Origin of the sequence: Sulfitobacter sediminivivens (genome assembly GCF_042611115.2) — a bacterium.
Taxonomy (GTDB): domain Bacteria; phylum Pseudomonadota; class Alphaproteobacteria; order Rhodobacterales; family Rhodobacteraceae; genus Sulfitobacter; species Sulfitobacter sediminivivens.
This window is the reverse complement of the sequence record NZ_JBHGAR020000009.1, coordinates 134,967-149,299: the sequence shown is the minus strand read 5'-3', so window position 1 is coordinate 149,299 and position 14,333 is coordinate 134,967. Positions and strand designations below refer to the sequence as shown.

The following is a 14,333-nucleotide window of genomic DNA, read 5'->3' as shown; positions in this document are numbered from 1 at the left end:
CGAGCCAGAACCTCCAATGCTCAAGCCGCTCTGATGTCCCAATTTATATGACGACGGACAGTCTAAGGTATGGTGGTGAGGTCGCATACGATAACGAGGGCCTGCAAGTCAGTGAGATCGTGCAAAACTATGCTCTGAGGGCTGGACTCGAGGTGGACGAAGATTTGCTTTCGATTGACTTTATTCATCGGCTGACAACGGCGGGTGCTTTTCGATGGGGCCTGGTGTTCAGCATCACGAAAAAGGCAGTAATGGAGGCGTTGAAAGATCATTCATCCACTTTGAAACGTGATCACTATATTGCCATGTGGTTAATCAAAACCAAGATAAACCATGCGGCCACACCGTTCACGCATGAGGCCTACACAACCGTGTTCCGCAGAGATGCGCCATACAAAGCATCTATTACCACCTGATATAATCGGTAGAACTTGTTCTGAAATGACCCGCGCTCTGCGCGGGTTTTTTCGTTGTGCCTTGTAGTTGGGTCTTCCGGACTGATACATGGCATCATTTTCTTGCGCACGCTTTATGTTTCCTGCGCACGCTTCATCTTATTCAACTTAGGAGTGCGCGCATCGAAGGCCCTATTTTTCTTTGCTGTGCTGCAGTATCAATCATTAACGAAAATTAACTGACGCGCATGCTATTGGTTTTTCTGACATTGGGATGGTTCGTGACAAACACCAGCCTTGCGGGATAAGGATGAGATCATGAAACAGATTCCAAAAAAAACCACCGATGACGCGCTTATACAGGAATTCCTGAACAAGGGTGGCAAGGTCAGCGTTGGCAAAACCAAACCACTGAAAAGCGAGCTTGGCCTGAGCAACAATGTTTGGAACAACAAGCTGACAAAAGAAGAAAAGGCGGCCCGCGACAAGAAGTGATCTTGTGCGGGTGCGGGTCGGCCCCAGCGTCAGGGTTGTGCGTCTGAAAACAGCCGTAGCCCCAGATGCGCGGGCGGCACGCCGACGGCGCAGCCACCGCGTGCCGGATCGCGTTCAAGAAATGACATCGCAGCGATATGCAGCCCCGCCACATAAAAGGCCGGGCAGCGGTCTGAGGGTGCTGGTTCGCCGGTGCCGGAATAACAATCCTGCGTCCATTCCCAGACCGATCCGTCCAAATCCGCAACCCCGGTCGCGGTCGTTGAAAAGCTGCCCGAAGGTCTGAGTGCGCGGGGGACTTCGGCCTCAAGCAGATAGGCAGACGCCCAACTGAGCGATGGGTCGGTAAAAATCGGGTCAGGTTCTTCGGGCAGGACGCTTTCAGCGACAGCGGTCCATTCATCAACGCTTGGCAGACGAAAGGATCTGCCCGTTGTGCGGTTGATCCACTCGACATACTGGCGCGCGTCCGGATAGCTGATCCCGGTGGCGGGCGTTGTTGCCGGCTGTTGATCAGGGCGTACCAGCATCCACAATGCACATCCGCCCGCATCATAGCAGGCATTCCATTCCGCCGCTGTTACTTCGTATTTCTGGACCCAGATGGAACGGTCTTCGGCGAGGTCGATCGGCCCCACCATGTCGGGCATTGCGGATACTTCGGGGCCGCGTGACATCCACGCGGCCCCGGTCAAGGCCGCGCCAGCCAGCACCGCCAATCCCAACACCACAGGTGCAATCGGGAAGGATTTCTGGCGTGTCATGGCGCGGTCTCCTTTCTTGGGTGTCAGGTCTCTATTGTGCGTGGTGCCATGACCTGTTCCATCAGCGCGTTGTTCCATTCGCCATCGACCACGAAATGCGCGGTCGCGCCCAAGATTGCCGCTTCAATCAGGTTGTGATTGACATAGGCGTAGACCCCGGGTTGTTCGAAGGTGTACATCGCAGCCATCGCGCTGCCGCCGCGCACGAACCATGTTTCCATGCCGGTCAGTGGCGCGTCGCTGAAGGAGCCGGTTTCCCAGACGAAATTACCATGGCCCCCAATCAGATGCGGACGGCTGTCCCGGTTCGCCTGATTGTGGATCATCAACACTGTCTTGCCGACCTCAGAGCGGAACGCGTTGGTCCCGGTCAGTGCGCCGACCGCGCCGTTGAACACCACATGGGTAGGCACCAGGCTGCGCATCGCTTCGAGTGATTCCGCATAGTCGTCGCCCGCGTTTGCGTAGGTCTTGAAGGTGCCGTCAGCGTTCTTGGGCAGGTAATAGTCCTGTTCACCGATATAGGCGATCTCGTCATAGGTCAGCGCATTGCCATCTTTGTCTTTCAGGCCATCGCGCGGCAGAACCATGACTGCACCGTTCATGCCGTGGCAGACGTGATATGGGATCATCGCGCCACCGGGCGCACAGTGATATGTAAAACACCCCGGCTTGGTCGCCTTCCAGCGAAGCACGGTTTCTTCGCCCGGATAGATATGGGTCAGCGCACCGCCGCCCAATGCGCCTGTGGAGGAGTGAAAGTCGATGTTGTGCTCAAGCTGGTTGCGCCCAAGGCTGCGCAGCGTCAGTTCGACGTAATCACCTTCGTGCACGATGACCAGCGGGCCGGGAACCGAGCCGTTATAGGTCATGGCCCAGATCGAGGCACCGGTGTCTTCGTCCACCACCATCAGGCGTTCGTCCACAACCATCTCAATCTCGACGATCTTTGGGTCACCTTGTGCCACTTGATCGTGCTTTGGCGCAAAGGGCGGGCGGACAAGTTTCTGTTTTACACGCTCCAAGCCAGACAGGTCGACGGGTTCGGCCGCATCGATCTGTTGCTGTTGGACGCGCAGCATATTCTGATCCGGCATGTTCATCCGGGGTGCGACGCTGGGCGCGCGCACGCTCGCGCTGGCCGCGAACGCGCCGGTCATGGCTGCCGCACCGGCAAGGGCTGTGCCACGCAAAACGTTACGGCGGCTGGGTGATTGTGGTTTTTCATTGGGCAAGTGTGTCATGTCAAATTCCTCTGTTTGGTGAGTGGCGGGTGATGTGGTGACGCGCCACTGATTTTGAAAAATGAGGTGGCCTATTCGCCAGCAAGCTGCGCCTCAAAACGCTTCTTGGCGTTTTTCGGCAAGCGGCCTTCAAGAAAATCAGCGGGTTGTTCTGCATCGCCAACGGCGATTGTCATCACCATACCCATGGCAAAATGGGGTGTGCATTTTACACCGTAGTAGCCGGGCACATCCAACGTCAGTTCGATCTCTTCATTGATCTTGCCTTTGAAAGCTTCAGCCCCTTCAGGGATCATCTCTTTGATGCTTTCGGCATTGTGGCTTTTGTCAGCGGCAATGAACTTGACGGTGTCACCGGGCGCTATCTTTACAAAGCCTGGTTCGAAAACCATCACTCCTGCTTCGCCTTTGTTCAGCATCCGAACCTCGACCGTTTCGGCCCAGGCTGCACCCGACATCAGAAGAGTCGCTGCCAGTGCTGCGCTTGTCTTGGTGAACATCTCATTTCCTTTCGATTAAAATTGGTCTTGAGTGCATCTAACGGCGACCGCCGTGCGACACGTTGCGCAAGCGCAAACTTCGGACCGGTTTTGATGCGGGATTGGGTCAGCGATGTGAATGAGGGGTCGGCATTCTCGGCGTTAGGCAGTAACAATGGTTTGTTCTTCGGATTGGAAATGACTTGAGAAACCTCGACGAAAGCCTTTTGACACACCTTGTCCCCTTTTCGGGTCTGACAAAGAGCGAGATCCGCGAGATACTTGATCAAGCGGTTTCACATCGTTTTGATACCGGGGACACGGTGTTTCACGAAGCTGCCGAGGCCACCCGTTTTTTTCTTTTGCTCGATGGCTATATCCGCGTCATACGCGTGACGCCCGAGGGGGAGCATGTGACGGTGCTGCATATTCCTGCCGGGCAATTGTTTGGCATCGCGAATGCCTTGGGGCACACGCATTATCCGGCAAGTGCCATTGCCGCATCCGAAACCATTGTGTTGTCATGGCCAACATCGCTTTGGCCGGACTTTGTGGCCCGGTACGCGGGGTTTGCGACAGCCACGCAAAAGACCATCGGCAAGCGCATGAACGAGATGCACGACCGGATGATCGAAATGGCAACCCAGCAGGTCGAACAACGGGTGGCCAACGCATTGCTGCGGTTGATCAACCAGATGGGGCGCAAGACGGAAAATGGGATCGAAGTGGATTTTCCGATCACTCGGCAGGATCTTTCCGAAATGACCGGCACCACCCTGCACACGGTCAGTCGTTTGCTGAGCGCTTGGGAAAAAAGCGGAATTGTGGAAAGTCGGCGCAAACATATTGTTGTCAGCCAACCTCACCAACTGGTTCTTATGGCGGGGAATCTTCACCAGCGGTGATGGACATTGCCAGAGCTCGCTCAAAGGCCGTCTTGTCGAGGTTATAGATGTCGCATGCCTCAGCGATGGTGTGGAACGGGCCGATCGGGCATCCCACACACAGCATGCCATGCTCGATGAAAACGCCCACAGTCTGCGGCCACCTGATCATGATCTCTGAGACCATGAGATCGGTTGTGTCCATTTGATCTGTGGGCATATGCCGACCCTCCTGATCGTTGCAGCCATCTTTCCACATCCAAACTTTTCAAACATTGCGTTTGCGCAAACTCCTTTTGTTGGCACCCGCATAGGGTGATCCGAACAGCAACCGAGAAAAGGGGGGCCCCGGATGGCCGAATTCCTGACCAAATCGCGGGCGCGCAACATATTTTATGGTGGGTCGATCTTTTTCGTGCTCGTCTTTGTTGCCCTGACCGTGCAAAGCCATCGCTACATCGTCAACACATCTACGGCTGGCATGCCGCTGAGTGATGCCGTCATTCACGGCAAGCACGTGTGGGAACGCAATTCTTGCATCAACTGTCACACACTGCACGGCGAAGGGGCCTATTTCGCGCCTGAGCTGGGCAATGTCATGACCCGCTGGGACGTGCTTGATGACCCGGAAGCGGCATTTGAGATGATGGATGGCTGGATCGAAGCGCAGCCCAGCGGCATCGAAGGACGCCGCCAGATGCCGTATTTCGAACTGACCGAAGAAGACAAACGCGGCTTGGCCGAATTCTTGCGGTGGGCGGATCAGACCGACACCCAGGGATGGCCCCCCAATGAGGCAGGCTGAGGAGTAAATGACATGAAATACCAATCCCAAAAAGTGGCTTATGCCTATTTCATCTGTGCAATGGCGCTTTTCGCCGTGCAGGTACTGGGCGGGCTGGTCATCGGCTGGATCTATGTTCAGCCCAATTTTCTGGCAGAGATATTCCCGTTTCACATCATTCGGATGATCCATACCAACGCGCTGATCGTCTGGCTGTTGCTGGGCTTTTTCGGGGCGTCTTATTTTTTGATCCCCGAAGAATCAGAGCGCGAAATCTGGTCGGTCAAATTGGCTTACGTCCAGTTGGCGTTGCTGATGGTTGGCACGCTGGGGGCGGTGGGCAGTTACCTGATGGGCATTCACGGGGGGCGCGAATTTCTAGAGCAGCCGCTGTGGGTTAAATTCGGAATACTGGTCGCGGCAGTGATCTTTTTGATCAACATCTCAATGACTGTGCTGGCAGGTAAAAAGACCGCGATCACGGGTGTGTTGCTGATGGGGCTGTGGCTGTTGTCACTGCTGTGGATATTCGCCTTTATCAACCCCTCAAACCTGAGCTTGGACAAGATGTATTGGTGGTTCGTCGTGCATCTGTGGGTCGAAGCCACGTGGGAATTGGTAATGGCCGCGATCCTTGCCTTTCTGCTGCTCAAGCTGACGGGTGTGGACCGCGAGGTGGTTGAGAAATGGCTGTATGTGATTGTCGCAACGGCGCTCTTTTCCGGCATCCTTGGTACCGGGCACCATTTCTATTGGATCGGCTTGCCGGGGTACTGGCAATGGGTCGGCTCGATCTTCTCGACCTTTGAGGTGATCCCGTTTTTCCTGATGATGTCGTTTGCCTTTGTCATGGTGTGGAAGGGGCGGCGCAACCACCCCAACAAAGCCGCACTGCTGTGGTCTTTGGGGTCTGCTACAGTTGCGTTCTTTGGGGCTGGCGTCTGGGGTTTTCTACATACGTTGCACGGCGTCAACTTCTATAGCCACGGCACGCAGATCACAGCGGCGCATGGGCACCTGTCGTTCTATGGGGCCTATGTCGCGATGAACCTTGCGATCATCACCTATGCGATGCCACTGCTGCGGGGCCGCGCGCCCTATAATCAGGTGCTCAACATGGGGTCGTTCTGGCTGATGACGGGGGGGATGGCGTTCATGACCTTTACGCTGACCTTCGCGGGTGTGATCCAGACCCATATGCAGCGGGTCCTCGGCACATATTTTATGGAGGTGCAGGAAGAACTCGCACTTTTCTATATCATGCGCTTTGGGGCAGGTGCCGCTGTCGTTGTGGGGGCATTGTTGTTCATCTATTCGATCATGGTGGTGCGCCGTCGCGAAGTGGTCGAACCGGGTGCGGCCAATGCGGCTCAAATGTCGTCTGATCCGATACCGGGAGAATGACGATGAACGCCCATGTCCAGACCCCGAGCAGCCCGTATTATGTCGCCAATGGCAATGAATGCGCGCTGTTTGATGCCGCCCAGGAAAACGGTCTGCCCCTTTTGCTAAAGGGGCCGACCGGCTGCGGCAAAACACGCTTTGTCGAACACATGGCCGCGCGGTTGGGGCGCAGGCTTTATACCGTGGCTTGTCATGATGATCTTTCAGCCGCTGATCTGATCGGTCGCTATCTGTTGCGCGGCGGTGCAACTGAATGGGTGGATGGCCCACTGACCCGTGCGGTGCGAGAAGGTGCGATCTGCTATCTTGATGAGGTTGTGGAGGCGCGAAAAGATGTCACCGTTGTGTTGCATCCGCTGACTGACAACCGCCGCACCCTGATGATTGACCGCACGGGCGAAGAACTGCACGCACCGCCCGGTTTCATGTTGGTTGCCAGTTACAACCCCGGCTATCAGAACGTGCTGAAACGCATGAAGCCCTCAACGCGCCAGCGGTTTCTGGCGATTACGTTTGGCTTTCCAGAACCCGAGACGGAGATTGCCATTATCGCAAGCGAAAGCGGGTTGGAGGCAGGGCGTGTTGCGCCTTTGGTTCGTCTGGGTGGCCATATCCGCAAGCTGTCCGGCATGGACCTTGAGGAGGGCGTGTCGACCCGGTTGTTGATCTATGCCGCCACCCTGATCGCAGGCGGGATGGGTGTGGAAAAAGCGCTTGAAGCTGCTGTGATCGAACCGCTTAGCGATGATGCCGATACGCAGATCGCCCTGCGTGATCTGGTCACGACGATTTACGGATAAGGGTATGGTTGTGCGTGCTCTTGATTTGATGGAGCCGGAAGAGACGGTCGGCAATCTGTGGCATGACTATGCCGTAGGGATTGGCGCGCAGACCTGCTATCCGCTTGAGGTGGCTTCGCTTGCGTCGGTCCGCCCCAGCCTCGCGATGATGTTTCGCGCGCTTGGTGGTGCTGCGGGGGTGGAGTTCAGCGAAGCACCCTGTGTGGTGGCGCGGCACCGGCGGCCACCTTTGCGTAACCTGGCGACGGAACGGGACAAGGCATTCCTGCCTGCCTTTGATGGCGAAAAATTGCGGCTGCCCCCTTATATTGACGCCTTTCCCGACCGGGCCTTGAACCGCAGCGCCTATTTCTGGCTTACTGCTGTGGCAGCGCTTTGCCCGGCGGATGTGTTCGAAGGGCCCGCTCCCTTCGGCCCGGCACGTGACATTGCGATGATCCGCGCCAATGCCACCGCCGCCGCGCATGTCCATGCGCAGTGTCCCGGTCTGCGTGAAAGCCATGCCGCGATGGTTGCGCACATTCTGGGCGCTCGGCCTGATTTCAGTCGGCCTGCGTCGGAACGGGTGGTGGAGCAGGCCTTGCGGGATCACCTTGCAACCGGCGCTGTACCTGAGATGCCGGAACAGGCATCAACCCGTTCTTACCTGAGCTTTGCACCGGTGCCGATCTGGCTTGATTTCAAGATCGCGACATCCGGTAGCAGCCCGGACGGGGTGCAGGACGCCCCCGCCGCTGTGCCCCCTGCGGCAAGCACGACAACCCGCAAACTGGGCCTGCGCAAGGACCGGGATGAAGCAAACCGCAAAGACAGCTTTATCCTGCACCGGTTTGAATCGATCCTGTCTTGGGTTGAATCCATGAACCTGAACCGGTCCATCCATGATGACGACGATGAAAATGCCCAGAAAGCGGCAGAGGATCAGGACAATATCACCCTGTCAAAAGTTGATCGCCGTGCTGCAACACGGTTGCGCCTGCACCTTGATCTGTCGCCTGCGGATGCAGATCACGAGCGCCTTGCGGCAAAGCACACTTATCCGGAGTGGAACCACCGGGCGCGCAGCTATATGCCCGATCACTGCCGGGTGCTGGAGGTCAACGCGCATCCCAGGTCGGAAGATGTCTTTGTTCCCGACGCCAAGCGGATCGAGGAGGTGCGCCGCCAGTTCGAGGCCCTGCGCCCCCGGCGCATCATGCAGTCACGCCAGATTGACGGACCCGAACTGGATCTGGATGCGCTGATTTCGGCGCAGGTCGACCTGAAGGCGACGGGGCGTTGTGATGACCGGGTGTTTCAGGCATCGCTTCAGACCCAACGGGATCTGAGCGTTGCCTTTCTGATCGACACTTCCCGGTCGACTGAATCTGCAATGGGCGACACCTGCGTCATTGACGTGGCGCGCGATGCGCTTGCGGCATTGGCGGGCGGCATCGACACCGTTGGTGATCGTTTGGGTATCTGGGGGTTTTCGTCGTTGCGGCGTGACAGGGTGTTCGTGACCCGCTGCAAGGGGTTTGACCAGCCGATGAATGCGGCGACCATCAACAACATCTGTGCGCTTGAGCCGGGACATTATACCCGGCTTGGTGCCGCTGTGCGCCATGTCAGCGCACAACTTGCCACCGAGACCGCAGCGCGCAAATTGCTGATTGTTCTGACCGATGGAAAGCCGAACGATCTGGATCACTACGAAGGCCAGCACGGCATTGAGGACAGTCACATGGCGGTGTCCGAAGCGCGCCGTCTTGGGCAGGTCGTGCACGGGATCGTCATTGACGAAGATGGGCAGGATTGGTTCGCCCGTATCTTTGGCCGGGGCGGTTTCCATTTGCTTGCGCGCCCTGAAAAGCTGACCCGCGTGCTGCCCGACATCTACCGAGCCCTCACACAGGAGACCTGATATGACCCGTACTGCCCTGACAATCCTTGCGATTTTTCCAACCCTGACCAAAGCGGCAGGATTTGAAAGGCCCATCCCACAGGCGCAGTCGGCCACGGCGGAGTGGTGGTTTTTTGCGGCCTCGGTTGCATTGCTGACCGCGCTGCTGGCGGTGCATCTGCTGGTCCGCAGGCGATGACCAGACAGGGCTGGGGCGTGACAAAGATCGCGCTTGTGCTCTATCCCTTTGGTGTGGGCGCAGTTGCGGTCAATCTGTTCTTTGCAGGGTTGATTGCGTCGTGGATGGGATTGCCCATTATCCCTCCGGCTTGGTCGGTAATCGGCGGGGTCATCCTCGGCGTTCCGGTCACATGGATTTTTGCGCGACATATCAGAACACTGATGGATCGTGCTGATGACGGCGGACATGACATCAACTCATGATCCGGTCGGGCTGTTCCGATGTGATGCGTGACGATGATACATGGCTTTGGCACGCCGCGATTGACTCAAGGCCAATCGCGGCGCAGGGTCATTCCAGTGACTGCAAAAGGCCAGGGCTTGAACAGATGACGTTCGCGTTTGTAAAATCTCAAGGACGCCGGGCAACGGGCTGCAACCTCGTTACCTAGATGGGCCAATCCTGCGGTTAAGCGGTATTCATGGTGCCAAACCGCGCCAATCCCACCTCCTTTTGCAATGATTTTACATGACACACATCCCTCAACTTCGGCTTGCCATTGATATTGGCGGGACATTTACGGACACGGTTTTGGTCGATGGCACAGGTCAGATTCTGGCATCAACCAAGACGCCCACAACGCCTGCCAATCCAACCGACGGTGCGCTTGCCGGGGCGCGGCATGTGCTGGAGGAAGCGGGCAAAGACTGGGCCGATATTGGTGGGTTCATTCATGGCACGACACTGGCCACCAACGCGCTGATTGAACGGCGTGGGGCATGTGTGGCCAGCATCACCAATGCAGGTTTCCGCGACATTCTCGAGATCGCTTATGAACGGCGTTATGCGCAATATGACATCAACCTTGTCAAAGCGGACCTGATCGTGCCGCGCGCGCGCAGCTTTACCATTGGCGGCCGGATGGATGTTCAGGGACAGGAGTTAACCCCCCTGGACCGGCGTGCGATCACATCCTTGGTCGGCGAACTCAAGGCGTCGGGCGCGGATGCCGTGGCAGTCTGCCTGCTGCACAGCTATGCCAACCCGGCGCATGAAATTGCGCTGCGTGACCTGTTGGGGGCGGCGCTGCCGCAACTTCACATCTCGCTCTCGCATGAGGTCAGCCCGGAAGCGCGTGAATTTGACCGGTTGTGCACGACCATTGCCAATGCCTATGTCCAGCCGCTGATGGCCCGATATCTGGATGAATTCCAAACGTGTTTTGCGAGGCAGGGGCTGAATTGTCCAATCCTGATGATGACTGCTGGGGGCGGTATGACGACGCTGGATACAGCCGCGCGCCTGCCGATCCGGTTGGTTGAATCCGGCCCTGCCGGGGGTGCCATTCTGGCCGCCCGGATTGCCGCGCAGACCGGCGAGGGTGCTGTTTTGTCATTCGATATGGGCGGCACCACAGCAAAGCTTTGTCTGATTGACGATTATCGCCCGCAGATGGCGCGGCAGTTTGAAATTGCACGTGCCGCGAGGTTCACAAAGGGGTCCGGTCTGCCGGTTCGGATCCCGGTGCTTGAGATGATTGAGATTGGCGCGGGCGGTGGATCTATCGCAGGGGTGGATCGTTTGGGGCGTCTGACGGTGGGACCCCAAAGTGCCGGCGCTGAACCCGGACCCGCCGCTTTTGGCAAGGGCGGAACCGACCCCACGGTCACAGATGCGGACGTGACGCTTGGGTATATTCAACCCGACCGTTTTGCGGAAGGACGGTTGCAGATCGACCAAGACGCGGCGGCGCAGGCATTGTGCTGCGGCGTCGGGGCTGCCTTGGCGCTTGATGCGACTTTGGCCGCGCGGGGGGTGAGCGAGATTGTCGATGAAAGCATGGCAAGTGCGGGCCGCATGCATGCCGTTGAATCGGGCAAGCAAATCGATACCCGGCTGATGATCGCGTTTGGTGGCAATGGCCCGTTGCATGCCACCCGCGTGGCACGGCGTGCCGGTGTATCGCGCATTCTGATCCAGCGCGATCCCGGTGTTGGCTCGGCTGTTGGGTTTCTGTTTGCCCCGGTGGGCTTTGAAATCGTGCGCTCGCGATATGCGCTTCTTGATGGCATGGACGTGGCGGGGCTCAACAGGTTTCTGACCAAGATGACCGATGAGGCCACACAGGTGGTTCGCCAAGGTGCGCCAGTCGCTACGCTCAGCACGCGCAGGCAAGCGTTTATGCGCTATCATGGGCAGGGGCATGAGATTGAGATTGACCTGCCTCATCGTGACCTGACGACGGATGACATCGAGACCCTGCGCATAGCATTTGAGGTGGAATACGGTCGTCAGTTCAGCCGCGCGGTGCCGGGGATGGACATTGAGGTGCTCAATTGGGCGGTGCATGTATCGTCGGATGCGCCCGCTCTGACGAAGATAGCGAAGGGGGGTTCGCACCATCCTGCAACGCCGACGGACACGCGTGAGATCATCTGCGATGTAACTGGCAGCCCCGTCCACGCGGGCATTTTTGACCGCGCCGAACTGCTGGCTGGCAGCACCCTGAACGGACCCGCGTTGATCACCGAACCACAAACGACAACTCTTGTCAGTGCAGACTTTTCTGCGCGCATTGATGGGGTGGGCAACATCTGGCTTTCCCGACTGACGGAGGTGATGACATGATCCAGACGGACACCGGATTGCAGGTCATGTGGAACCGCCTTTTGGCTGTGGTCGAAGAACAGGGTCAGGCGCTGATCCGGGCGGCGTTTTCGCCGATTGTGCGCGAATGTGGTGACATATCTGCGGGGATTTTTGACGCTCAGGGCCGGATGTTGACGCAGGCCGTGACCGGCACGCCGGGCCATATCAACACCATGGCTGAGGCCGTCAAAACTATGCGCGCACGCTTTGCGATGGCTGACATGAAACCGGGTGACATCTATATGACCAACGACCCGTGGATCGCCTCGGGGCATCTCAATGATTTTTTGCTGATGATGCCAGTGTTTCATCGTGGTGCTGTGATCGGCTTTACATCCTGCACCTCGCATCTGGTTGACCTCGGCGGCCTTGGCATGGGGCCGGAGGGGTCAGATATCTTCGACGAGGGGCTGCTGATCCCACCGTGCAAACTGGTTGATCAGGGCGAGGTGAACGCCTTGCTTTTGGATATTGTCAAAGCCAACTCGCGTGATCCGATTGCCAATGAGGGTGATATTTACGCGCTTATTGCGTGCTGCGAAGCGGGCGCGCGGCGCTTGTCAGGCATGATGGAGGAATTTGGCATCGACGATCTTGATGCGTTGGCCGATCACATCATCGACACATCGCGGCGCGGCACGCTTGAGGCAATCGCAGAGCTGCCCAAGGGCATTTTTCACAGTACGTTGGCGATTGATGGCTATGAGCGGCCAATCACACTGCAGGCCGCCCTGACCATTGCTGATGATCATCTGTTGCTTGATTTTGCTGGCTCGTCTGGCTGTTCGGCCAAGGGGATCAACGTTCCGCTCAATTACGCCACCGCCTATGCGGTCTTTGCCCTGCGGTGCATCATTGGATCCGATATTCCCAACAACGCGGGCTCACTTGACCCGTTTCGTGTGGTGGCACCAAAGGGGTGTATCTTGAACGCGGTGGCACCTAGCCCGGTGGCCATGCGCCACACGATTGGTCAAATGACGCCCGATCTGGTTTATGGCTGTCTGACCCAAGCACTGCCCGATCAGGTGCCTGCCGAAGGGGCGTCGTGCATGTACGACCTGCCCCTGCGTCATGTGCCAGAGGCGGTTGGGCGCGGCGATACTGAATTCGCGCTGGAGCTTGTGTTCAATGGGGGTGCCGGCGCGCGGCCTGACTTTGACGGCTTGTCTGCAACTGCTTTTCCCAGCGGCGTCTGGGGCAGTCAGATTGAAACAACTGAGGCTGCGGCCCCGGTTTTGATCACCAAACGTGAATTGCGTCTCGACAGCGGGGGGGCGGGCAAGATGCGGGGCGGATTGGGTCAGCATATTGAGTTGAAGTCATCTAAAGACGAGGACATTCTGCTGTTTTTATCAGTTGAGCGGATCGACACCCCGGCAGCGGGCCGTCATGGCGGCGGTGCTGGCGCGCCCGGCCGTATTAGGCTTGGTGCGCAGGGTGCTGATCTGCCCGGAAAGGGGACTGTGCGCATCCCTGCGGGTACGACGTTGCTGTTTGAAACACCCGGCGGTGGTGGGTTCGGCAACCCGACAGAGCGCGCAGCCGCTGCCGTGGCCAGCGACATTGCAGACGGTTTGGTTTCAATTGAAGCAGCACAACAACTCTATGGAGCAAAGCCATGATCTATCCCTCACGCGGGCGCGCCCGCTTTGGCTTTCTGGTGCCGTTCACGAACCGCAATCTGGAACCCGACATGACCCTTTTGCGTCCATCCGGTGTGTCGCTGCATTTTGCACGGATGGGCGGGTATGACCGTGATGAGATACCAGACGCGGATCAGATGCACGGGCTTGGTGCGGCGGATCTGGACGGGCCGCTGGAAATGCTGACGGGGGTCAGGCCGGATGTGATATTTTACGGCTGCACCTCGGCCACGCTGACGCATGGGGCGGCGTTTGACCGTGATCTGGCGGCAAGGATCGCGGCACAAAGCGGTGCAAAGACCGTGACAGCGGCGGGCGCATTGGTGAATGCACTGCGCGTGGTGGGGTCAACGCGCATCGGTTTTGCCTCGCCTTATGTGTCTGACATCAACGACATGGCGATTGCGTTTTTGGCCAGTGAAGGGGTCGAGACTATCGCCCGTTCCGAAGTGACCGAGATACTGGACAACGACGGCCAAGGGGCGATGACCCCGGACCGCGTTCTGGCGCTGGGGCAGGCGGCGGACCATGCAGATGCGGATGCAATTGTGCTGTCGTGCACTGACATGCGGTCGGTCGAAACCTTGCAGCGGCTTGAGGATGCGCTTGGCAAACCGGTGATCACTTCCAATCAGGCCATGGTGTTTCAGGCGTTGCAACTGGCAGGAATGGAGGATGCATTTCAAGATTTTGGGGCGGTGTTGGCCCGGAAATGGGGATGAGTAC

The 14,333-nt window shown here is 57.8% G+C and carries 15 protein-coding genes and 1 pseudogene; 12 read left to right on the top strand and 4 right to left on the bottom strand.

All coding sequences use genetic code 11. The features are described 5' to 3' along the window. Window positions 1–416: pseudogene (locus ACEWL3_RS11425) on the top strand (hypothetical protein); the annotation flags it as partial. Window positions 417–713: 297 nt separating this feature from the next. Beyond that, complete coding sequence (locus ACEWL3_RS11420) at window positions 714–890, top strand: hypothetical protein (protein ID WP_386181430.1); 177 nt, start codon at window positions 714–716, stop codon at window positions 888–890. A 29-nt stretch (window positions 891–919) separates the two neighbouring features. On the opposite strand, the gene ACEWL3_RS11415 is transcribed toward ACEWL3_RS11420, so the two are convergent. The 3 genes from ACEWL3_RS11415 to ACEWL3_RS11405 form a co-directional block, all read right to left on the bottom strand. Then, window positions 920–1,654, bottom strand: coding sequence for an SUMF1/EgtB/PvdO family nonheme iron enzyme (locus tag ACEWL3_RS11415; protein WP_386181433.1), 735 nt, complete (start codon window positions 1,652–1,654; stop codon window positions 920–922). A gap of 23 nt (window positions 1,655–1,677) precedes the next feature. Then, window positions 1,678–2,898 carry a copper-containing nitrite reductase gene (gene nirK / locus ACEWL3_RS11410; RefSeq protein WP_386181436.1) on the bottom strand — a complete coding sequence of 407 codons (1,221 nt, stop codon included), beginning with the start codon at window positions 2,896–2,898 and terminating at the stop codon, window positions 1,678–1,680. 71 nt (window positions 2,899–2,969) lie between these two features. Beyond that, window positions 2,970–3,398, bottom strand: a complete 429-nt coding sequence (locus tag ACEWL3_RS11405; RefSeq protein ID WP_386181439.1) for a pseudoazurin — start codon at window positions 3,396–3,398, stop codon at window positions 2,970–2,972. Between the two features lie 182 nt (window positions 3,399–3,580). Here ACEWL3_RS11405 and ACEWL3_RS11400 point away from each other — a divergent pair, with 182 nt between their 5' ends. After that, window positions 3,581–4,282 carry a Crp/Fnr family transcriptional regulator gene (locus tag ACEWL3_RS11400; protein ID WP_386181442.1) on the top strand — a complete coding sequence of 234 codons (702 nt, stop codon included), beginning with the start codon at window positions 3,581–3,583 and terminating at the stop codon, window positions 4,280–4,282. On the opposite strand, the gene ACEWL3_RS11395 is transcribed toward ACEWL3_RS11400, so the two are convergent. Next, entirely contained in the window at window positions 4,254–4,481 is a 228-nt protein-coding gene (locus ACEWL3_RS11395) for a DUF1858 domain-containing protein (protein WP_386181445.1), read from the bottom strand. The two genes, ACEWL3_RS11400 and ACEWL3_RS11395, sit on opposite strands and share 29 nt — an antisense overlap. Window positions 4,482–4,613: 132 nt before the next feature. Between ACEWL3_RS11395 and ACEWL3_RS11390 the strand changes: the two genes are divergently transcribed. From ACEWL3_RS11390 to ACEWL3_RS11350, 9 genes are all read left to right on the top strand, one after another. Next, entirely contained in the window at window positions 4,614–5,066 is a 453-nt protein-coding gene (locus ACEWL3_RS11390) for a c-type cytochrome (RefSeq protein WP_114879437.1), read from the top strand. 12 nt (window positions 5,067–5,078) lie between these two features. Continuing rightward, window positions 5,079–6,449 (top strand): cbb3-type cytochrome c oxidase subunit I, encoded by a 1,371-nt coding sequence (locus ACEWL3_RS11385; protein WP_386181450.1) that lies wholly within the window; start codon window positions 5,079–5,081, stop codon window positions 6,447–6,449. A 2-nt stretch (window positions 6,450–6,451) separates the two neighbouring features. Further along, entirely contained in the window at window positions 6,452–7,249 is a 798-nt protein-coding gene (locus ACEWL3_RS11380; protein WP_162798345.1) for a CbbQ/NirQ/NorQ/GpvN family protein, read from the top strand. A 4-nt stretch (window positions 7,250–7,253) separates the two neighbouring features. Next, the gene (locus ACEWL3_RS11375; protein WP_386181454.1) at window positions 7,254–9,152 is read left to right on the top strand and encodes a nitric oxide reductase activation protein NorD; all 1,899 of its coding nucleotides are present in this window, start codon (window positions 7,254–7,256) and stop codon (window positions 9,150–9,152) included. Between the two features lies 1 nt (window position 9,153). Beyond that, window positions 9,154–9,330, top strand: a complete 177-nt coding sequence (locus tag ACEWL3_RS11370) for a hypothetical protein (RefSeq protein WP_386181457.1) — start codon at window positions 9,154–9,156, stop codon at window positions 9,328–9,330. 17 nt (window positions 9,331–9,347) lie between these two features. After that, on the top strand, window positions 9,348–9,575 hold the full coding sequence (locus ACEWL3_RS11365) for an NnrT protein (RefSeq protein WP_386181460.1): 228 nt from the start codon (window positions 9,348–9,350) through the stop codon (window positions 9,573–9,575). Window positions 9,576–9,840: 265 nt separating this feature from the next. Further along, entirely contained in the window at window positions 9,841–11,940 is a 2,100-nt protein-coding gene (locus ACEWL3_RS11360) for a hydantoinase/oxoprolinase family protein (protein ID WP_386181462.1), read from the top strand. Next, entirely contained in the window at window positions 11,937–13,586 is a 1,650-nt protein-coding gene (locus ACEWL3_RS11355) for a hydantoinase B/oxoprolinase family protein (RefSeq protein ID WP_386181465.1), read from the top strand. The genes ACEWL3_RS11360 and ACEWL3_RS11355 overlap by 4 nt, the downstream gene beginning before the upstream one ends. Then, window positions 13,583–14,329 (top strand): maleate cis-trans isomerase family protein, encoded by a 747-nt coding sequence (locus ACEWL3_RS11350; RefSeq protein WP_386181468.1) that lies wholly within the window; start codon window positions 13,583–13,585, stop codon window positions 14,327–14,329. Before ACEWL3_RS11355 ends, ACEWL3_RS11350 begins: the two co-directional genes overlap by 4 nt. Window positions 14,330–14,333: the final 4 nt, after the last annotated feature.